Below are 20,159 nucleotides of genomic sequence, written 5' to 3'. Positions count from 1 at the left end.
ACCCGTTTTCCGACCGACCTAACGGCGCCCACCGGAGGTGTGTCGCGGTGGCCGGAACGTGTCCCGTCCGCGGGCGTACCGCAGTCCCGGTCCGCTCCGGTACGGCAGCGGCGGTGGACCACCCGTGACTTACCGGCGGGTTTTCGGCAGGTCGAACTGGTCGGCTGCCCGGCAGTCCCGCTGACCGCCGACCGCGTTCGGGCCCAGCCGGTCGAGGGTCTGCCGGGCCCGGAGCCGGCCCAGGTTCCAGGCGTACCAGGGGTCCGGGTCGGCCAGGTCGTCGGCGATCCAGCTCAGCGTGCAGCGGCGTACCGGATCGGGGAGTTTGGCCAGCGCCGGCGTCGCGTCCGCGGAGAGCGCCCGCAGATACCAGGCGTCGATCTTGCCGGTCTCCTGGTAGCGCGCGATGTTGCGGCGGGCGGCGTAATCCTCCGGGTTGAGTCCGGCCAGCCCGAGCAGCATCAGCACGACGAGTCCCACGGTCGCCCGGGGGATCCAGCCGCCGCGCCAGCGGATCCCGGCGGCCAGGACCATCAGGAAGACCGCGCCGAGCAGCAGTTCGAACGCCATCACGAAGATGCGTTCCCCGGTGAAGCTGTACACCTGCTGGTAGGTGTACATCCGGGACAGCGCGGAGATCACGATCACCACACTGAGTGCGCTGAGCAGGCCCAGCAGGATCCGCAGCAGATGCCGTTCGACCGGCCGGTCACGTCGGGCCCACCGGGTCACCCCGCCCAGTACGGCCAGCGTCAGCAGGGTGACGACGACGAGTTGCCAGAAGCCGCTGCGGGCGTACTCGGCGTAGCTCAGACCGGCGGTCTCCAGCACGTGCCGCTGGCCGCCGAAGAGCACGGTGAACTGTACGGCGACAAAACCGCCGAAGAGCAGGGTCAACGCGGCGATCGCCGGAGCCCACTCCATGATTCCGAGCCGGCGTCCGCTCGGCTTGTCGACCGTGGAGAGGTCCGGTGGCGCGGCCAGGGTGTAGACCGCGGCGGTCGCGATCAACCCACCCACGGCGAGCAGGAAGAGCCAGGTGAAGACCGAACCGACGTTGACCTCCGGCGCGAGTTCGCCGAGGACCACCGAGAAGGCGGCGTCGGCCGAGGAGAGCAGTGCGCCGAAGACGAGGAGTACGACCACCGTCGCCGCCGCCGACCCGACGATCCGACGGGTCGCGCTGGGACTGGCGGTGACGCGGACGTGGCGACGGACCCAGGGCAGGCCCCGGAATCCGGCGAACGGAGCGGCCACCAGGCTGAACAGGATCGAGCGTACGAGCCGGCCGCCGACGATGGCCAGCGCGGCGCAGCCGAGCGCGCCGAGAACGCAGAACGTCACCAGCCACCAGGCGTTGCGGAAGGCGAGCACGCTGAGCAGCGCGAGCGCCGCGACCGCCCAGCCGGCCCGGACCCACCGTTCGGCGCGCGGCAGTGCGGCGGTGTGCCGACGGACCACGACGACCACTCCGATGGTCAGGGCGAGCCAGCCGAGCAGCCAGCCGATTCCGGTGCGGTTGAGCGGGACAAAAAGTGCCTGCCCGAGCGCTCCGGCGAGAACCGCCGCCGGCACCGCCCAGCCCCGGCCGGGTTTCGGCCCCGGCCAGCGGGTCTGCAGGAAGGACGGAGGCGGCGGGCCGAGCGACACGTGGTACGGCCGGGCTGGGGCGTATCCAGGCGTTGCCGGCCAGCCCGGTGGCAGGGCGGTGCCGGGTGGCGGGGCGGTGCTGTGTGGCGCGGTAGTGCTCTGTGGCGGGGCGGCGGGGACCCCGGTCGGTCCGGCCTCTGCCGGCGGCGGAGCGGTCGTGCCGGCGGCCGTGGCGGTGGCCCCGGTCGGTGGCGTGCCGGCAGCCGTGGCCCCGGTCGGCGACGTGTCGGGGGCCGGCTTCGCCGCCGGAGCCTCGACGGATGACGTCCCGCCGGACGTCTCGGCGGCTCGGGCCGCCTCGGCCGGCTGGGGCGTCCCGGCTGACTGTCCGTCGGGCGTGGCCGGTTGCGGGTCGGCCGGTTGCGGGTCGGTCGGTTGCGGGTCGGCCGGTTGCGGGTCGGCCTGTTGCGGGTCGGTCGGCTGCCTGCCCGCAGGCGGCGTCCCTGTCGGACGTACCCCGGGTGCGGCCACCGCATCGGCCGGCACCAGCGGTACGAACACCGCGTACCCCTGGGTCCCGGCCGGGATGGTGACCGGGATGGCCCAACCCGGCTGGCCTTCGCCGCCCGGCCAGGTCATCGTCGGCGGTGCGCCGTCGCCGGCCGGCATGACCAGCAGGTACGGGGTACCGGTCCGGGAAGGGTTGCCGCCGACCGGCCCCGGGGCGGCGGATGGCGGCGAGTCCGGCGCCGATGGCGACTCAGACAAGAGGTTCTCCTTGGTCGAGGGTGCGCACACTGTACGACCCACCCGCCCCCGCGCGTCGCCCGGTCATGCCGTCACGACCGCGGCGGGTCCGGACGGTTATTCATCCCCGGCGGGGTACCGACCGTCGCGGCAAACCCGGCCGGGTCGTCGATACCGGTGGTCGGGTCGGGTCGGTGAGAATGCGGTGGTGCTCCGTCCACCGCGCGCATTGCTCCTGGACTTCGGCGGTGTACTCGTCGACGGGCCGCCGCGCCCGCCAGGCGCCCGCCGCTCGGCGCCGCCGGACCTGGTCCGACGGCTGCACCTGCTGGTCGGACCCGCTGTCCCGGAGGACCGGATCGGGCAGGACCTGCTCGACGGTGCCCGACGGTACGCCGAGTGGCGGCACGCGGCCAGCGCCGAGCCGAGACCGGTGGAACTCGGACACGAACAGGTGTGGGGCGAGTTCGTGACCGTCGACTGGCCGGAGCCGGCCCGGGAGGCGGTACGTCGGGCGGCGACCCCGCTCAGCTATGCCTGGTCGTGGCGCGACGACTGGGAGGTGCGACCGGGCATTCCCGAGGCGCTGCGGGCGGCGACGGACGCCGGGCTGCCGCTCGCCGTGGTGAGCAACGCGCTCTGCGGTGCCGCGCATCGGGACTTCCTCACCGCCGCCGGGCTCGGTGACCTTTTCGTGGTCCAGCTCTACAGCGACGAGCTGGGTTTGCGGAAGCCGAACCCGGAGCTGGCCTGGCGTGCGGCACGGGAGGTCGACGTACCCGTGGAGCAGTGTTGGTTCGTCGGCGACATGCCGGACCGGGACATCCGCTGTGCCCGTCGGGCCGGCGCGGGGGCGGCGGTGCTGATGCGTTCGGCGCGTACCGGTCGGGCGCGCCCGCTGTCGGACTGCGCGCCCGACCGGGTCGTCGAGGACGGTCACGGGCTACTCGACCTGCTTGGCCGTACCCTGGGCGGCTGATCGGGGGGCGTCGTCAGGACGGCGTGTCCTGCGGATACCAGCGCAGTTCGACGGTGTTGCCGTCCGGGTCCCGTACGTAGACCGCCTGCGCGTCGCCCCGGGCGCCGAACCGGGTCCCCGGCCCGTCGACGACCGTGAACACTCCCGAGTCGACGACCTCCCGCCAGTCGAGCGGCTCGACGACCAGGCAGATGTGGTCGAGCGTCGCGCCGTCGGTGCTGACCACCAGGTCCAGGATCGTCTCCGGGCTGACCCGTACCGAGGGGAACGGGGCCGTGCCGGCCCGCCACTCGGCGACCCGGACCGGCTCCAGACCGAGCCGGCCGCAGTAGAACTCCAGGGCACGCTCGACGTCCCGTACCCGGAGCACCACATGGTCGAATGCCTTCACCCGCAACATCTGTTACCTCGATTCCAGGTCGTGTGCGTGCCGCAACCAGGCGGTGAAGAGGTCGGTGTCGACCTCCTCGGCGGTGGTGAGCTTCACCGACGCCATCTGACGGGCGCCGGGGACGAGCCGTCCGGACCGGTCGTCGACCTCCCGGCCCCGCCACAGCCCGAAGGTGACGTACGACCCGTACGCCTTCAGCAGGCAGACCGGTCGCTGTCCGGGTTTCGGGCCGAGGCTCCAGGTCGGGTGGCCGTGCCACATCGCGCCGGTCGTCCCGGGCAGCGCGGCGTTGATCACGTCGTGCAGGCGCTCGCCGATCTCCCGCAGCGGTTCGTCAAGTCCGGCCAGGTAGTCGGTGACCGGATTCCGGAGGGTCTGGGTGTCGCTGGACATACGTTCCGCTTCCGTCGTGTGGGGTGGGCCGCTGCCGGAGATTCCCGGTGCCGCCGGTGACGACCTCCACTATTCGCACTGCCGCGGCGGCCACCAAGACGCGATCACACTACGATCGTTGCGCCAGATTCAACGATCCGACGCCGCCGGGGACGGAGGGACAGCGCCGGGGACGGAGGGACAGGATGCCGGAGCCCGGGACCGGGTCGGTCGTCTCCGACCAGCTGCTGGAGCGGTACGAGATCGAGACGTTCCTGACCCTCGCCGAGGAGCTGCACTTCGGCCGTACCGCACAGCGGTTGCGGGTCACCACCGGCCGGATCAGTCACGTGGTCAGGAAGCTGGAACGCCGGATCGGCGCGCCGCTGTTCGCCCGGACCAGCCGGGTCGTCCAGCTCACCCCGATCGGCCGGCAACTCGCCGACGACCTGACGCCGCTGGTCACCGGGATGACCGAGGCGGTACGTCGGGCGGTCGAGGCCGGCCGGGGGGTCACCGGACGGCTCCGGGTCGCCTTCCTCGGCGAGTGGACGGCCCCGACCCTGCTCAGAGCGGTGAACCTCTTCACCGAACGACATCCCGACTGCGCCGTCGAGGTACGCGAGGTGCAACTGGCCAACTCCCGGGCCAGCCTGCTCGACGGCTCGGTCGACCTGCTCATCGCCTCGTTCCCGTTCGACGGCATGGCCTGCGGACCGCCCCTGCTGGCGGAGCGGCGGCTGCTGGCCGTCGCCGCCGGGCATCCGCTCGCCGACGCGGAGTCGGTCTCGCTGGAGGTTCTCGCCGAGTTCCCGGTCGTGCAGTACCCGCCGGCCACCTCGGCGGAGTTCAAACGTGACCGGACCCCGGAGCGGACCCCGGCCGGGCGACCGGTGCCGAAGGGCCCGGTCGGCAACACGTTCTCCGAGATGCTGTCGCTGGTCGCGCTCGGCCGGGGTGTCCTGCCGGTCGGGGAACTGACCCGGCGCTACCACTCCCGGCCGGACATCACCTACGTCCCGATCCACGACGCCCCGCCGATCCACCGGGGGCTGGTCTGGTCGGAGAGCAACGCCACCGCCCGGATCCGCGAGTTCGTCCGGGCCGCGACGGACGCGAACCGGAACTGACCACAGAGCGCCGCCGCCGGGCGGGACCGCCGGTCGCGGCCCGCCCGACGGCGGCATGTGGGGGACGGGTACGTCAGTCGACCGTCACCGCAGCCCGAAGGCCCGGGTGATGGTCTGGGTGACCGTGTTGCCGGCGCTGTCCGCGGCGGCGACCCGGAGCGTGACGAAGGAGGACCCCTTCGGCGCCTTCAGGGTCGTCCGCCAGCCGGATTCGTCCCGCTTCAGCTCGGCCCGCTGCCAGTGCGTACCGTCGTCGTACGAGATCTCGACGGTGGGCGTACGGACCGTCGCGGAGACCCCGGGCAGGTGCGACGGGGTCACCGTCAACCGGCTGTTCCGGGCCGCCCGGCCGTCCTCGTCGGTGGCCACCGCGTAGTCGAGCTGGATCAGCGGCAGGACCTCGGACATCTCCGCCCCGGTCGCCGCCGAGGTGAAGTTCCACTCGGTCAGCGTGTGCCGGGAGTACGGGTTCGTCCAGTCGGCCCGGTCGTTGTCGACCACGATCCGGTACGGCAGCCGCTCCGGGGCGAGCCCGCTGACCGGCAGGTACTCGGCGTTGCCCCAGAGCAGTTGACGGTCGCCCTGGTAGAGCGCGGCCCAGTTCTTCACGTCGTAGTTGCCGTACGCGTCACCGATGTGACCACCACCCGAGTCGCCCCAGCCGGGTACCGGAACGTAGACCGAGTCGAGGTAGCGCAGCGGCATGGCGAGCAGCGGACCCATCCGGGGCCGCTGGACCGGCCCGAACCAGCGCACCTGGTAGGTCCTCTTCGGCGCGTAGCGGAGCGCGTCGAGCGAGTCCTGCCCGGTCTCGCCGAGGATGTCGGCGCTCTCCACCCAGTCGGCGTCGGCGGTGACCCAGTCGGTCCGCTCACCCCGGGCCGGGGCGGTCAGCTGGTTGCCGACCACCCAGCCGTGCCAGACGTCGCCGCGGAACTCGCTGGCCTTGCCCGGCCGGTGGTTGCGGAACGAGACGTCCACCCGGGCCAGGTCCCGCTTCTCCGACCGCCACGTCGGGTCGGCCGGAACCGCCCCGGTCCAGTGCCGCACCACGTCGTACAGGTACTCGGTGGTCGGGTTCGCGGTGACGGTCAACTCGACCGGTCCCCGGCTGAGGCGGGCGAGCAGGGCGGCACCCTGGTCGGCGTTGAGCGTCGCCACGGTCAGCGGTGCCGGGCGCTCCGGGGTCCACGGGGTCTCGTCCCACGGCGCCAGCCGGCCGATTCCGGTCCCGGCGACCAGCAGCAGCTGCGCGCCGGCCGCCGCGGCGGCCTCCGCCTGCTCGGCGATGGTGACGGTGTCGCTCTGCCGGACCACCACGGCCCTGCCCCGGACGTCGTGCCGGGCCAGCGCCGCCGGGCTGCCGTCGTCGCCGAGCACCGCGGTCAGCTTCCGGGTGCCCTTCGGCAGCGGGGTGCTGCCCCGCTTCACCAGCAGGTCACCGAAGGTGTCGGACCTGGTCGCCACGGTCAGTGCCGGCTGTTCCAGCCGGAACCGGGCGCCGAACTCGAACTCGCCGTCGGTCACCTTACGGCCGGTCGGCAGCGCCCACATGCTGTCGTACGACTCGTTCGGCAGCATCGAACTCTCGACGAGGCTGTCGCCGAACGAACGGTGCACGTCCAGCCGCATCCCGAACGGATTCCCCGGCTGCGGCACGTACGCCCTGATCTGCTTGGCCTTTCGGGCGTCGAGGGTGACGGTCCGGTCCTGGTCCAGCGACACGTCGGTGAAGCTGAGCAGCGCCATGCCCAGCGAGTGGGGTCCGTTGGCCCCCTGCACGTCGGCGCTGAGCCAGCCGCTGTAGCTGCCAGGCGGTAGCCGCAGCGTGGCGCTGCCGCTCTCGTCCAGGTCGACCGCGGTGAAGAGGTCCTTCGTGGTGACCAGGACCTTGGCGCCGGGGATCGGCTGGCCGGAGCGGTCCCTGGCGACGATGTGCAGGTTCTGTCGCTGCCCCTCCTTGCCGGCCCCGACCAGGGTCTTGGCCCGGACCGTACCGGCGCCGTCGGTGGCGGTGACCATGCCGCTGAGCTCCCGGTCGGCGGGCAGCAGGTCGAACGCCGCGGTCAGGTCCACCGAGGCGGTGCCGTGCGCCGGCACACTGACCCGGTCGGCGGAGAGGGCGAAGAGCCCGGTCGGCGCGTCCGGTACCTCCGTCCGCAGGGCCAGCTCGACCGGTGCGTCACCGACGTTGGTGTACGTCACCTTCTGCACGTCGACCTTGCCCGGCTCGACCGGCCAGGACTGGTAGCCGGAGTAGGCACTGACCGTGCCGAAGACGGTGCTCCGCACCGCCGCCGGGATGTCGACCCGACCGGCGCCGGCCTGGTACGGCGAGTACGCCGGGGTGGCCTTGCTGCTGCTGACCAGCGCCTCCTTGAGCTGGGGGCCGGTCCAGTCCGGGTGGGCGGCGGCGAGCAGCGCGGCGGCACCGCTGACGTGCGGGGTCGCCATCGAGGTGCCGCTCATCACCTGGTAGGAGCCGGTGCCCCGGACGAGGTGGGAGCGGGCCGCCAGGATCTCCACCCCGGGGGCGGTGATCTCCGGCTTGAGCCCGCCGTCGGTGCGCGGGCCCTGGCTGGAGTCCTCGGCGAGCCGGTCGTCACGGTCGACCGAGCCGACGGTGAGCGCGGCGTCCGCCGTACCGGGGGTGCCGATGGTCCGCGGGCCGCTGTTGCCGGCGGCGACCACGAACAAGGCGCCGGTCTCGGCGCTGAGCGTGTCGACCGCCTCGCTGAGCGGGTCGGTGCCGTCGGTGCCGGCGCCACCCAGGCTCATGTTGATGATCCGGGCCCGCTCCTGCCGGGCCGCCCACTCCATGCCGGCGAGGATCCAGGACTCCTGGCCCTGGCCGTCGCTGTCGAGCACCTTGCCGACGTGCAGCCGGGCGCCGAAGGCGACGCCCCGCTCGGTGCCGTTTGAGGCGGCACCGGTACCGGCGATCGTCGAGGCGACGTGTGTGCCGTGCCCGTGGTAGTCCTCGACGTACTCCTCGTACGGCACGAAACTGGCGGTGGCGTCGATCTGTCCGGCGAAGTCGGGGTGTTCGGTGTCGATGCCGCTGTCCAGGACGGCGACCTTCACCCCGGTCGCGGTGTTCCCGCCGGACCAGATCTCCGGCGCGCCGATCTGGGCGGTCGAGTCCGCCAGGTTCGCGGTCACCTTGCCGTCCAGCCAGATCCGGTCGATGCCGGCGGCGAACGACGGGGTGCCGGTGGCCCGCCGGGCGGTGGTGCCGCCGGTCGTCCCGGTGACCGCCGACCAGAAGGTCGGGGCCTGGTCGCGGTCCTGCGCGACCGCCGAGCCCTGCACGGCGTCGAGCGGACGTACCACGGTGGAGCCGGGGACCGTGGTGGTGCGCCGGGACCGGGCCGCGGCGTCGGTGTACTGGACGATCAGCGGCAGCCGGTCGGTGTGGGCGTCGTCGTAGCCGTCGGCGACCAGCCCGGTGACGTTGAACAGCCGCTTGTCGAGCAGACCGGCGGTGACGTACGGCAGGGCGGCGTCCGGGTAGACGTACGTCGCGCCGTCGAGCACCACCCGGTGGAAGGTGCCGGCGGTCCCGTCCGGACCCTCGACCGACTGGACGACGGTGCCGTCGGCGGCGGTGCCGATGGTGACCCGGTCACCGGTGACCAGGGTGACCCGGTGCGTGCCGGCGCCGGACGGCGGCAGGGCGGCGGTGCCCGGCGGCAACACCGGACCGGTGGGGCCGGCCCCGCCCGGCGAGTCTGGTGGTTCGGCGGGTGCCGCGGCGGTGGCCGGGGTGATCCCCACCGCCAGGGCGGTCAGCACACCGAGGGCGACCAGCCCGGGCCTGCGGATGGAAACGGAAGGCAACGAGAACCTCTTCGGGTCGGCGAACGGATGGCAAGATCAACGGATCATCCGACCGGTTCCCGGACGCATCAACACGTGACGGGTGGCGTGCTTGCGCCATGGCGCAGTCCCGCCAGGTCCTGCGGCCAGCGTGTCGTACGGGGGGAGATCGGTCCGGATCGGACCGGCGATCAACGGGAACTTTATGGGAACGATTTTCATCACGGTAAAGGTGGGTCCCGGGTATCCGTGACAACCGACCCGTCGACGTCGTCGGGGAGCGGCCGTCGAGGGGCGGCCGTCGGGGGGGGCGGGGCAGGTCCGCGGCCGGTCGGCATTCCGACAGCGACAACGGACCGGACCGGTCGGTCACCCCGGGTGACCGGTGTGCCGGCTCCCGCCCTGCCTGGAACAACAGCGGCCCACCAGCGGTTTTGTCCGGACCAGCCGGGCCGACGGTCGCCTCGTCGCGCACCGCTGGAGCAGCAGCTCCGGCACCTGGTACGACCAGACCACCCGCACGGTCGTCTTCGGCCGCGTCGACCCGTACGCCTGACCGTCCCGCCGTCCCGCCGTCCCGCCGTCCACGCCGTCCACGCCGGAACCGCCGGCACCGGTTCTCCCGGTGCCGGCGGTTCCGGCGGCGCGGAATTTAGGCCGGTCGGGGAGGGTTAGAACCCGGTGTCGGGTGGAGAACTGGCAGACATGGGCGAGTTGAAGGTAGGCACCTCCTCGTGGGCGGACCGGTCACTGCTCGCCTCGGGCTGGTATCCCCGGTCGGTCAACACCCCGGCCGGCCGGCTGGCCTACTACGCGGAACGGTTCGGCCTCGTCGAGGTCGACACCACGTATTACGCGCTGCCGGCGATCGAGACGGTGCAGGCGTGGGCCGAGCGGACCCCGCCCGACTTCACCTTCAACGTCAAGGCGTTCAGCCTGTTCACCGGCCATCCGACCGAGGTGTCGGCGCTGCCCCGCGACCTGCGACCGGAGGGCCGGGACACCGGTCGGGTCCGCCGCCGGGACCTGCCGGCGAAGACGTACGAGCGGTTGTGGGAAAGGTTCCGGTCCGTGGTCGCGCCGCTCGACGCGGCAGGCAAACTCGGCGTACTGCTGTTCCAGTTCCCGCCCTGGCTGGCCCACGGCGAGCCGGCCAAGCGGCGGATCCGCGAGGTCGCCGAACGCTGCCGGCCGTGGCGGCTCGCGGCCGAGTTCCGCAACGCCACCTGGTACGACCCGACCACCGCCCCGGACACCTTCGGATTCCTCGCCGGGCAGGACATCTCGATCGTCAGCGTCGACATGCCACAGGGGTACGCCTCGTCCGTCCCGCCGCTCCTGCTCGGCACCGCCGAACCGGCCGTGATGCGCCTCCACGGCCACAGCCCGGCCTGGGAGACCGGGGACAAGCAGGAGAAGTTCCGGTACGCGTACGGCGACGACGAACTTGCCGACTGGGCCGGCCGGCTCCGCGACTTCGCCGCCGAACACACCGAACTGCACGTACTGCTCAACAACTGCTGCGGTGACCAGGCGCAGACCGACGCCGCCCGACTGGTCGAACTGCTCGGGCCGGCCGTGCGCTGGCCGCGCGCCGGCCAGGTCGACCTGCCCCGACCCCGAGCGGGGCAGCGGCCCGGTCCCCGGCGGCAGCCGGGCGGGAGCGCTCAGCCGAGGTCGGCCGGATCGGTGTTCGCGCCGCAGAGCAGGACGGCGACCCGTTCCCCGTCGGCCGGCCGGTAGACACCGGAGGTGAGCGCGGCGAAGGCGGCGGCGGTGCCGTGCTCCACCACGACCCGGTACCGGTCCCAGAGCAGCCGGCGCGCCTCGACGATCCGCGCGTCGTCGACCAGCACACTCGCCACCCCGGTCCGGACCGCCACGTCGTAGGCGATGTCGCCGACCCGGCGGGCGCCGAGCGCGTCGGCGGCGACGCCGGAGACCGCCACGTCGACCGGGCGGCCGGCGGCCAACGCCGCGTGCAGGGTCGGCACCGACTCCGGCTCCACCGCGACCGCCCGGGCCACCCCGTCCAACGCGGTCGCCAGCCCGGCCAGCAGCCCACCACCGCCAACCGCGACCAGTACGGTGTCCAGCCGGTCGACCTGTTCGAGCAGTTCCCGGCCGACGGTGCCCTGACCGGCGCAGATCTCCGGCTGGTCGTACGCGTGGCAGAAGAGCGCACCGGTCTCGGCGGTCCGTTTGGTCGCCGCCTCGTACGCCTCGGCGTACTCCCGGCCGTGCCGGACCACGGTGGCGCCGAGCCGGCGCAGCTTCGCCACCTTCACCTCGGGGGCGGTGGCCGGTACGTACACCTCCGCCGGGATGCCGAGACGGCGCGCCGCGTAGCCGACGGCGAGGCCGGCGTTGCCGCCGGAGGCGGCGACCACCCCGGCCGGCGGAAGTTCCCCGGCCTCGGCCGCGGCGAGGATCCGGTTGAACGCGCCCCGGGCCTTGAACGAGCCGGTGTGCTGCAGGTACTCCAGTTTGAGCCAGAGCGCGCCGGCCGGACCGGCGGAATCCGGCTCGACCTCGACCACCGGGGTCGACCGGACATGCCCGGCGATCCGGGCCGCCGCGCGCGCCACGTCGGTACGGCTGATCATGACTACCCTCCGCTCCGCCTGCTCCCGCCGTACGGTAGTCGGGTGGAGTGCGCCGGTCGGGTCATGGTGAGGCAGGCCACCCGGTCCGGTGGCGGACCCGTCGATCCGAGGAGTTGATCACCATCACCACCCTTGTGCCGCTCGCCGGGCGGGTTTGGCTCTTCCCCGGCGACCCCGATCCGGAGAACCTCCGGGGCAGCGTCGCCGTGGTCGCCGACGACCACGGCAGTCTGGTCGTCGACGCCGGCCAGTCACCGGCGCACGCGCGGGAGATCCAGGCCGCGATCCGGGACGCCGGGCTGCCTGCGGCCCGCCGGCTGGTCTACACCCACCACCACTGGGACCACGTCTGGGGCGCCTGCGCCTGGCCGGAGGTGGAGGTGGTCGGCCACGTCGCTGGCCGGGAACTGCTCGAAGCCGAGGCGGCCCGCCCGTGGAGCCACCGCTACCTGCGCGACGAGGTCCGGGCGAACCCCCGGCTGGGGCCGAGCTTCCGGGGCCGGGCGCTGGCGATGGAGGGCTGGGACGACTTCGCGGTCGTCCCGCCGCACACCACCTTCACCGACGAGCTGACCCTGCCCGGCGACGTACGGCTGCGGCACGTCGGCGGCGGGCACGCCCCCGACTCGACGGTTGTCCTGGTGCCGGACTCGCAGGTGGCGCTGCTCGGCGACTGCTTCTATCCGCCGCCGTTCCACCTGCGCGGCCCGGACGACGGACCCGACCTGGCGATGGCGCACGACCTGCTCGACGACACCTACCAGTGGTACGTCGACAGCCACAGCGAACCCACCACCCTGGAGCAGGCCCGCCAACTGCTGTCCGGCTGAACCCGGGCCGTCACTCCGTCAACCCCGGCCCCGCACCGCGATCTGTGTCGGGGCCGGGGTCCGGCGCCGGATCAGCCGGTCAGGTTGTCGTGGCCCGCCACCGTGACCCGCGACTGTCGTGCTGCGACGGCACTGTCGGCTGCCGAGGGCGTCGACCGGGCCTGGTCCCGCAGCCCGCGCACCCCGAGGTAGAGGAACGGCAGCAGCAGGAGCAGGTCCGCGACGTGCGCGACGGAGACCTCTCGGGTGATCCGGCTCAGTGGGAAGGCGAGCGCCCCCAGACAGAGCAGCACCCCGACCGGCAACGGTGCGGCGCGCAGCCGGGCCAGCGCCGCGCCGAGCGCGAAGAGGACCAGCGGGAAGAGCGGCCCGGCGGTCCAGAACAGGGTCGTCGCCGCGAACGCGTGCTGGTCGAGCAGTTCGACGGCCCGGGCGTGCGAGGCGCCGAAGAGCTCCTCGTGGATGCTCTGCACACCGAACGAGATTCCGCCCAGGGTGGCGAAGACGGTCAGCGGCACCGCCACCGCCACGTAGCGGGGCGCGCCGGCCCGCAGCCGGTCGTAGAGGCCGAGCAGGCCGACCAGCCAGCAGGCCACGGAGAGAGCGGCGAGGGTGCCGGCCGTGGCACCCTGCGTCTCGGCCTGCCAGAAGAAGGTGGCCAGCAGGTTGAGGGTGGGACCGAGGATGAGAAACATGGATCTGACGCTATGGACGGCGGATCCCCGGCGGATCCGCCCGACGGCGCGGCGGCCTACCGCGGTCGTCGTACCCCGACCAGCCCGCTGCGGTACGCGAAGACCACGAGCTGGGCCCGGTCCCGGGCACCGAGTTTGGTCATCGCCCGGTTGGTGTGGGTCTTCGCGGTCGCCGTACTCATGCCGAGCCGGACTCCCACCTCCACGTTCGAGAGCCCCTCCGCGACCAGCGCCACCACCTCCCGCTCCCGGGCGGTCAACGTGTGCAGTCCGGGCACCGTCGGACCGCTGGCGAACGCCGCGATGAGCCGACGGGTCACCTCCGGCGCCAGCAGCGCGTCACCGGCGGCCACCACCCGGACCGCCCGGCGCAACTCCTCCGGTTCCAGGTTCTTCAACAGGAAGCCGCTCGCCCCGGCGTGCAACGCCGCGTAGACGTACTCGTCAAGCTCGAAGGTGGTCAGCACGACCACCCGTACCCCGGGCAGCCGGTCGTCGGCGAGGACCCGCCGGGTCGCGGTCAGCCCGTCGGTGCCGGGCATCCGCACGTCCATCAGGACGACGTCCGGCCGGTGCGCGCGGGCGAGCGCGATCGCCTCGTCGCCGTCGGACGCCTCGGCGACCACCTCGATGTCGGGTGCCCGTTCCAGCAGCACCCGGAAGCCCGCCCGGACCAGTGTCTGGTCGTCGGCGAGCAGCACCCGTGTCGTGGTCATCCCGGCAGCCACCCCCGCACCTGGAAACCGCCCCCGTCCGCCGGGCCGGCCTGCAGCCAGCCGCCCAGGCCGGCGGCGCGTTCCGCCATGCCACGCAACCCGTTGCCGGGTGGGCCGGTGGCGCCCCGGCCGTCGTCCCGGACGGTCACCGTCAGGCCGTCCACCCGGTACCCGAGTCGTACCTCGATCCGTTCGGCGTCGGCGTGCCGGACCGCGTTCGCCACCGCCTCCTGGACGATCCGGTACGCCGTCGCCTCCACCGCCCGGGGCAACAGGCGCGGCTCGCCGTCCCGGGCGATGACGGCGCCGGTGGCGGCGACCAGCGCGGGGAGCCGGTCGAGGACGGGCACCGGCGGCGCGGGCACCGGACAGTCGGCCGGGTCGGTGGCCCGGGTGCCGTCCCGGAGTACGCCGACCGCCGCCCGCAACTCCACCATCGCCTCCCGGCTGGCCCGCCGGACCTCTCCCAGCGCGGCGCGGGCCTGCGCCGGGTCGTCCTCCAGCATCTCGGCGGCGACCCCGGCCTGGACGCCGACCACGGCCAGGGTGTGCGCGGTGACGTCGTGCAGTTCCCGGGCGATGCGCAGACGTTCCGCGACGAGGTGCCGTTCGACCGCCCGGTCGCGTTCGGCGGCGACCAGCGCCAGCCGGATCCGTCGGCTCCGGACCGTCTCGCCGAGCAGCAGCGCGGCCACGAAGACCACGGTCGAGCCGTCCAGGGTGGCGGTCAGCGGCTCCACCTGCTCCACAATCACCCGGGACTGGAGGTCGAGGAGGATGAACAGACCGGCCAGGCCCAGGCCGGGTCGACGCCGGTCGGCGAGCGCGACCGAGCACAGCGCCACCCAGACCGGCGGGGCCGGCGCGCCGCCCGGATACCGCCAGACGTGGTAGAGCAGGAAGAGCCCGCCGACCACCGCCAGCACCACGGCCGGCCAGCGCCGCCGGCCGAGCAGGGCGAGCGTCATCACCAGCCCGATCCCGTACGCCGTGGGATCGGCCGCCCGGTCGCCCGGGGCGGCCTCGGTCACCGCGAGCCGGTATCCGGTCACCGCGCCGGTGACCGCCAGGATGCCGACGTCCACCATCCACCGCCGCACTCGGCAACTGTACGGATCCGGGCGTCGTGCGGCATACCGCGTTCGTGGTAGCCCGCCGTCCGGGCCGGCCGACGGGACGGTGGTACCGGGACGTGGTCGTGTCCACCGGTCGGTGGACAGCGCGGTTCAGTCCACCGGTCGTCGCGGCGGCAGCCCGGAACCGCGCATCCTCGACGCATGACTGACCAGTACGCCGTACGGGTACGTGGGCTGCGCAAACGCTACCGGGACGAGGCTGCCGTCGACGGCCTCGACCTCGACGTCGCCGACGGCGAGATCGTCGCCCTGCTCGGCCCGAACGGGGCGGGCAAGACCACCACCGTGGAGATCCTGGAGGGGCACCGCGACCGGGACGCGGGCGAGGTCTCGGTGCTCGGCACCGATCCCCGGCGGGCTCCGCTGCGCTGGCGCCGGAGCATCGGGATCGTCCCGCAGAGCGCCCGTGACCTGAGCGAACTGACCGTGGCCGAGTCGCTCCGGCACTTCGCCCGCTACTACCCGGAGGCCCGGGACCCGGACGAGGTCATCGGTCTGGTCGGGCTGACCGGGAAGGCGGGAGCGCTGGTCCGTACCCTCTCCGGCGGGCAGCGCCGTCGGCTCGACGTCGGCCTCGGCGTGGTCGGCCGGCCGCGCCTACTCTTCCTGGACGAGCCGACCACCGGGTTCGACCCGGAGGTACGCCGCGCCTTCTGGGCCCTGATCCGTGCGCTGACCACCGGGGACGGCACCACGGTCGTGTTCACCACCCACTACCTGGACGAGGCCGAGGCGCTGGCCGACCGGGTGGCGGTGATCGTCTCCGGTCGGATCGTCGCCGAGGGGGATCCGGCGACCCTGGGCGGCCGGGCGACTGCGGAGGCGACGGTGTCCTGGCGGGACGGCACCGCGCTGCGGTCCCGACGGACCGGCGACCCGGCCTCGGTGGTCGCCGAACTGACCGCACGGTACGGCGGCCCGGTGCCCGGCCTGACCGTGACCCGGCCCAGCCTCGAAGACGTCTACCTCACACTGATCGAAGACGGCACCCGATGACCCTCCCGACCGGCGCCGTTCCGTCCCCCGCCATCCTCGGGCTGCACCGTGGCCTGCTCGAACTGAGGGCGTTCTTTCGGGAACGTGACGCGGTGGTCTTCACCTTCGCCCTGCCGGCGGTGCTGCTGGCCCTGCTCGGCTCCCTGATCACCGGTGTGTACGAGGGCAGCACCGTCACCTCGGCCCAGTACCTCGTCCCCAGCATGATCGCCGCTGGCGTCGCCTCGACCACCTTCGTCAACCTGGGGATCAGCATCGCCGCCGACCGGGACGACGGCACCCTGAAGCGGCTGCGTGGCGCGCCGGTGCCCCCGTCGGCGTACGTGCTCGGCAAGGTCTTCATGGTGCTGGTGATCAGCGTGGCCGAGGTGGTGCTGCTACTCGCCATCGGCACGCTGATGTTCGGTGTCGACCTGCCGGCGGAGCCGGGACGGTGGCTGACCTTCGGCTGGGTCCTCCTGCTCGGCGTCGCCGGCTGCTCCTTCCTGGGCATCGCGGTCAGCAGCCTGGCCCGGTCCGGGCGCAGTGCCGGCGCGGTGATGAACCTGCCCTACCTGGTGTTGGCGTTCATCTCGGGGATCTTCTTCACCCCGGTCTCCGCACTGCCCGAACCGCTGCTGCGGCTCGGGGCCCTGTTCCCGCTCAAGTGGATGGCCCAGGGCTTCCGGTCGGCCTTCCTGCCCGACACGATCCTGTCCCACGAGGTGACCCGGTCGTGGGAGCATGGGCGCACCGCGCTCGTGCTCGCCGTCTGGTGCATCGGAGGGCTGCTGCTGTGTCTGAGGACCTTCCGGTGGCGCGGCCACGGGGAGCGGTGAGTCCGGAGACCGGCAGGGGAGCCTGGCAGCGGCGGTATCCGCTCTGGGACCTCTACTTCGGACTCGCGGCGGTCGCCACCACCGTCTTCGTCCTGACCGACCTGAGCAGACCGGGGTCGGACCGGGCGAGGGCGGTGGTGCTGCTCGCCGCGCTGGTCGGCTGGTATCTGGTCTGGGGGCGGCGGGTGGCCCGCGACGAGGTGGAGGGCTGGCGGGGCGGGGTCTACCTCGGGGTGGCCCTGCTGCTGTACGTACCGGCGGTCGCCTCGGTCAGCGCCGCGTCCTTTGTCCTGCTCGCCCTCTGTGCACAGGCGTACATGATGCTGCCGGCGTTGCCGGCCACCGGGGCGGTGGTGCTGTTCAACCTGGCCGGCGTGGTGGTCTTCGTACTGCGTACCGGAGAGCCGAGGGACGCGCTCACCGGACCGGGGCCGGTTGCCCTGGTCGTTGTGCTGATCTCCGCCGTCGTCGGCACCTGGGCCCGGCAGGTGACCCGGCAGAACGAGGAACGGGCGGTACTGATCGAGGAGCTGGACGCCAGCCGGGCCGAGGTGGCCCGGCTCTCCCACGAGGCCGGGGTGGCGGCCGAGCGGCAGCGGCTGGCCGGTGACATCCACGACACCATCGCCCAGGGGCTGACCAGTGTGGTGCTGCTGCTCCAGGCCGCCGAGACGGAACTCGACCGGGACCTGACCCAGGCCCGGCGGCACCTGCGGACGGCGACCGGGATGGCCCGGGACAACCTGGCCGAGGCGAGGGCGCTGGTCGGTGCCCTCACTCCGGTGGCGCTCGCCGAATCGTCCCTCGCGGACGCGACCCGGCGGCTGGTCGACCGGCTCGGTACCGAGACCGGGCTGGTGGGGCGGGTTGTCGTGGCGGGGGAGCCGCGTGCACTGCCGACCAGGGTCGAGGTGGTGCTGCTGCGGGTCGTGCAGGAGGCGCTGGCGAACGTACGCAAGCATGCCGACGCCACCTCGGTCACGGTTCGGCTGACGTACCGGCCGGGCGGGGTGCTGCTGGTGGTGACCGACGACGGCCGTGGTTTCGGCACACCGGCGGCCGGCGGCTACGGGCTGGGTGCGATGTCGGCCCGGGTGGCGCAGGTGTCGGGCAGGCTCGCGGTCGAGTCGCGGTCCGGTGCGGGGACGACGGTCCAGGTGGAGGTGGCGGACGGATGATCTCGGTGCTGCTGGTCGACGACCATCCGGTGGTCCGGGCCGGGATCCGGGCGATGCTGGCGGGGGAGCCGGACCTCACGGTTGTCGGTGAGGCGGCCTCCGGCGCGGAGGCGGTCCGGGTCGTCCAGGCGATGCGGCCGGATCTGGTCCTGATGGACCTGCGGATGCCGGGCCTGGACGGGGTCGGCGCGACCGAGCAGCTGCTGACCGTCGTCCCGACGATCCGGGTGGTGGTGTTGACCACGTACGACACGGACGCGGACATCCTGCGCGCGGTGGAGGCCGGCGCGGCCGGCTACCTGCTCAAGGACGCCTCCCGGGCGGACCTGCTCGCCGCGGTACGGGCGGCGGCGCGCGGCGAGACGGTCCTCGCCCCGTCGGTGGCCACCCGGCTGGTCCGCCAGGTACGCCGGCCGCGACGCGAAACCCTCTCCCCACGTGAGGTGGAGGTGCTGAGGCTGGTCGCCCGGGGACTGTCGAACCCGGAGATCGGACGCGAGCTGCACGTCAGCGAGGCGACGGTGAAGACGCACCTGCTGCGGGCGTTCCACAAGCTCGGTGTGTCGGACCGGACGGCAGCGGTGACCACGGCGATGACACTCGGGGAACTCTGAGTACTCCGAGCTTCCACCGGTCGGTTGACTCTCCACCTGCTCGAGGCCCCAGCATGACGGCCGGGCCGGGGTTGGCCGGCCGGTGGCGGGTCCGGGCAGCAGCCGGGCATGGCGGAGGGAACGAGACGATGGCGGACGACGTCGACGAGATGATGGCGAGCATCGGCGAGGCGGTCGGGTGGGGACAGGCTGGCCGGGTCGACGAGGCCAGGGAGCGGCTCACCGCACTCTGGGGCCGGATCGGGGCGGACGGCGACCCGTTGCACCGGTGCTCGCTGGCCCACTACCTCGCCGACCTGCAGGACGATCCGGCCGAGGAACTCCGCTGGGACCTGCGCGCGCTGGAGGCCGCCGAGGTACTCACCGACGTACGGGCCCAGCGGCACCACGCGACGTTGACCGTCGAGGGGATGCGCCCGTCGCTGCACCTCAACCTCGCCGAGGACTACCGGAAGCTGGGCCGGCCGGACCAGGCCCGCGAACAGCTCATCCTGGCCCGCCAGCACGTCGCGGTGCTGCCCGACGACGAGTACGGACGGATGATCCGTACCGGCATCGCGCGTGTCGCCGAGGAGTTGGGCGAGCCCACCGTCATCGAGAGCGGGTCGTAGGAGCGGGTGTTCACGCCGCGCCGCGGCGTGTCATCCTGACCGGATGCGAGTCACCTCGATCTATACGTATCCGGTGAAGGGCTGCCGCCGGATGGACCGGGACACGGCGCGGGTCGAGCCGTGGGGGCTGGACGGCGACCGGCGTTGGCTGATCGTGGACGAGAACGGGCTCGGCCTGAGCCAGCGTCAGCACCGGGAACTGGTGACGATGCGGGCGGTGACCCGGCCGGGCGGGCTGACCCTGGATGCGCCGGGGATGGCTCCGCTCGAGCTGGCCGAGCCGACCGACGGCGAGGTGCTCGAGGTACGGGTGTACCGGGCGCGGCCGCCCGCACCGGTACGGGCCGCCGGTCGCGAGGCGGACGACTGGCTCAGACGGCTGTTGGGGCGTACCGCCCGGCTGGTCTGGCTCGGCGACCCCACCCGCAACCTCGTTCCCTGGCCGGTGCCGGCCGGGGTCGGTGCCGAGCTGAGCTTCGCCGACGGCACTCCGCTGCTGTTGGCCAACAGCGCCTCACTGGACATGTTCAACGAATGGCTGCTGGAGTCGGGCAGCGCCGAGGGGCCACTGCCGATGGTCCAGTTTCGTCCCAACCTGGTGGTCGACGGTGCCGCGCCGTGGGCCGAGGGTGGCTGGGTCGGCCGGCGGATCAGGATCGGCGGGGCGGTGTTCCAGGGCGCCGCCGAATGTGCCCGCTGTCTGATCGCGACGATCGACCAGGAGACCGGGGAGCGGGGGCGGGAACCGCTCCGGATGCTCGCCGCCCGGCGGAACATCGGCCGCAAGCTTCTCTTCGGTCTCCAGTTGACGGTACGGGCCGAACCGGGCGGGCCGTCCCGCGACGGTCGTACGGTCCGGGTCGGTGACGCGGTGGAGGTGCTTGACTGACCGGGCTGTCGTCGGGTACGACGGAGCGGGCCGGCTCCCCGG

General features: G+C 73.1%; 19 protein-coding genes. 11 read left to right on the top strand and 8 right to left on the bottom strand.

Annotation, left to right across the window (positions count from 1 at the left end; translation table 11 throughout):
* Window positions 1–129: 129 nt before the first annotated feature.
* Complete coding sequence (locus tag ABGB05_RS15115) at window positions 130–2,358, bottom strand: DUF4153 domain-containing protein (protein WP_347653945.1); 2,229 nt, start codon at window positions 2,356–2,358, stop codon at window positions 130–132.
* Window positions 2,359–2,545: 187 nt separating this feature from the next.
* Between ABGB05_RS15115 and ABGB05_RS15110 the strand changes: the two genes are divergently transcribed.
* Complete coding sequence (locus ABGB05_RS15110; protein WP_347653944.1) at window positions 2,546–3,316, top strand: HAD-IA family hydrolase; 771 nt, start codon at window positions 2,546–2,548, stop codon at window positions 3,314–3,316.
* Between the two features lie 13 nt (window positions 3,317–3,329).
* Here ABGB05_RS15110 and ABGB05_RS15105 read toward each other — a convergent pair whose 3' ends face one another.
* Together ABGB05_RS15105 and ABGB05_RS15100 are read right to left on the bottom strand one after the other, a co-directional pair.
* Window positions 3,330–3,716, bottom strand: coding sequence for a VOC family protein (locus ABGB05_RS15105; protein ID WP_347653943.1), 387 nt, complete (start codon window positions 3,714–3,716; stop codon window positions 3,330–3,332).
* A gap of 3 nt (window positions 3,717–3,719) precedes the next feature.
* Entirely contained in the window at window positions 3,720–4,100 is a 381-nt protein-coding gene (locus ABGB05_RS15100; RefSeq protein WP_347653941.1) for a DUF1801 domain-containing protein, read from the bottom strand.
* A gap of 224 nt (window positions 4,101–4,324) precedes the next feature.
* On the opposite strand from ABGB05_RS15100, the gene ABGB05_RS15095 reads away from it, so the two are divergent.
* Window positions 4,325–5,209 carry a LysR family transcriptional regulator gene (locus tag ABGB05_RS15095; RefSeq protein ID WP_347654142.1) on the top strand — a complete coding sequence of 295 codons (885 nt, stop codon included), beginning with the start codon at window positions 4,325–4,327 and terminating at the stop codon, window positions 5,207–5,209.
* 84 nt (window positions 5,210–5,293) lie between these two features.
* On the opposite strand, the gene ABGB05_RS15090 is transcribed toward ABGB05_RS15095, so the two are convergent.
* A complete protein-coding gene (locus ABGB05_RS15090; RefSeq protein ID WP_347653940.1) occupies window positions 5,294–9,049 on the bottom strand; it encodes a S8 family serine peptidase in 3,756 nt (1,251 codons plus the stop codon).
* A 364-nt stretch (window positions 9,050–9,413) separates the two neighbouring features.
* On the opposite strand from ABGB05_RS15090, the gene ABGB05_RS15085 reads away from it, so the two are divergent.
* Complete coding sequence (locus tag ABGB05_RS15085; RefSeq protein ID WP_347653938.1) at window positions 9,414–9,584, top strand: hypothetical protein; 171 nt, start codon at window positions 9,414–9,416, stop codon at window positions 9,582–9,584.
* A gap of 149 nt (window positions 9,585–9,733) precedes the next feature.
* Window positions 9,734–10,771, top strand: a complete 1,038-nt coding sequence (locus tag ABGB05_RS15080) for a DUF72 domain-containing protein (protein ID WP_347653937.1) — start codon at window positions 9,734–9,736, stop codon at window positions 10,769–10,771.
* Here the strand turns inward: ABGB05_RS15080 and ABGB05_RS15075 are convergent.
* Window positions 10,696–11,634: a threonine/serine dehydratase gene (locus ABGB05_RS15075; RefSeq protein WP_347653935.1), complete on the bottom strand. Its 939-nt coding sequence runs from the start codon at window positions 11,632–11,634 to the stop codon at window positions 10,696–10,698. The genes ABGB05_RS15080 and ABGB05_RS15075 overlap by 76 nt on opposite strands.
* A 113-nt stretch (window positions 11,635–11,747) precedes the next feature.
* Between ABGB05_RS15075 and ABGB05_RS15070 the strand changes: the two genes are divergently transcribed.
* Window positions 11,748–12,464, top strand: a complete 717-nt coding sequence (locus tag ABGB05_RS15070; RefSeq protein WP_347653934.1) for an MBL fold metallo-hydrolase — start codon at window positions 11,748–11,750, stop codon at window positions 12,462–12,464.
* Window positions 12,465–12,535: 71 nt separating this feature from the next.
* Here the strand turns inward: ABGB05_RS15070 and ABGB05_RS15065 are convergent, their stop codons facing one another.
* The 3 genes from ABGB05_RS15065 to ABGB05_RS15055 are packed head-to-tail and all read right to left on the bottom strand — an operon-like array spanning window position 12,536 to window position 14,975.
* On the bottom strand, window positions 12,536–13,159 hold the full coding sequence (locus ABGB05_RS15065; protein ID WP_347653932.1) for a hypothetical protein: 624 nt from the start codon (window positions 13,157–13,159) through the stop codon (window positions 12,536–12,538).
* 56 nt (window positions 13,160–13,215) lie between these two features.
* Window positions 13,216–13,875 carry a response regulator transcription factor gene (locus ABGB05_RS15060; RefSeq protein WP_347653931.1) on the bottom strand — a complete coding sequence of 220 codons (660 nt, stop codon included), beginning with the start codon at window positions 13,873–13,875 and terminating at the stop codon, window positions 13,216–13,218.
* Window positions 13,872–14,975, bottom strand: a complete 1,104-nt coding sequence (locus ABGB05_RS15055; protein WP_347653930.1) for a sensor histidine kinase — start codon at window positions 14,973–14,975, stop codon at window positions 13,872–13,874. Before ABGB05_RS15055 ends, ABGB05_RS15060 begins: the two co-directional genes overlap by 4 nt.
* A 177-nt stretch (window positions 14,976–15,152) precedes the next feature.
* On the opposite strand from ABGB05_RS15055, the gene ABGB05_RS15050 reads away from it, so the two are divergent.
* The 6 genes from ABGB05_RS15050 (at window position 15,153) to ABGB05_RS15025 (ending at window position 20,117) form a co-directional block, all read left to right on the top strand.
* Window positions 15,153–16,007, top strand: a complete 855-nt coding sequence (locus ABGB05_RS15050; protein WP_347653929.1) for an ABC transporter ATP-binding protein — start codon at window positions 15,153–15,155, stop codon at window positions 16,005–16,007.
* Window positions 16,004–16,825: an ABC transporter permease gene (locus ABGB05_RS15045; protein ID WP_347653928.1), complete on the top strand. Its 822-nt coding sequence runs from the start codon at window positions 16,004–16,006 to the stop codon at window positions 16,823–16,825. The genes ABGB05_RS15050 and ABGB05_RS15045 overlap by 4 nt, the downstream gene beginning before the upstream one ends.
* The gene (locus ABGB05_RS15040) at window positions 16,801–18,003 is read left to right on the top strand and encodes a sensor histidine kinase (RefSeq protein ID WP_347653926.1); all 1,203 of its coding nucleotides are present in this window, start codon (window positions 16,801–16,803) and stop codon (window positions 18,001–18,003) included. The genes ABGB05_RS15045 and ABGB05_RS15040 overlap by 25 nt, the downstream gene beginning before the upstream one ends.
* Window positions 18,000–18,617 carry a response regulator transcription factor gene (locus ABGB05_RS15035; protein WP_347653925.1) on the top strand — a complete coding sequence of 206 codons (618 nt, stop codon included), beginning with the start codon at window positions 18,000–18,002 and terminating at the stop codon, window positions 18,615–18,617. Before ABGB05_RS15040 ends, ABGB05_RS15035 begins: the two co-directional genes overlap by 4 nt.
* 128 nt (window positions 18,618–18,745) lie before the next feature.
* Window positions 18,746–19,228, top strand: coding sequence for a hypothetical protein (locus ABGB05_RS15030; protein WP_347653923.1), 483 nt, complete (start codon window positions 18,746–18,748; stop codon window positions 19,226–19,228).
* Between the two features lie 43 nt (window positions 19,229–19,271).
* Window positions 19,272–20,117: an MOSC N-terminal beta barrel domain-containing protein gene (locus tag ABGB05_RS15025; RefSeq protein ID WP_347653922.1), complete on the top strand. Its 846-nt coding sequence runs from the start codon at window positions 19,272–19,274 to the stop codon at window positions 20,115–20,117.
* Window positions 20,118–20,159: the final 42 nt, after the last annotated feature.

The sequence above is a fragment of the Plantactinospora sp. B5E13 genome, assembly GCF_039871775.1.
Taxonomy (GTDB): Bacteria; Actinomycetota; Actinomycetes; order Mycobacteriales; family Micromonosporaceae; genus Plantactinospora.
This window is presented reverse-complemented; position numbering and strand designations above follow the sequence as displayed.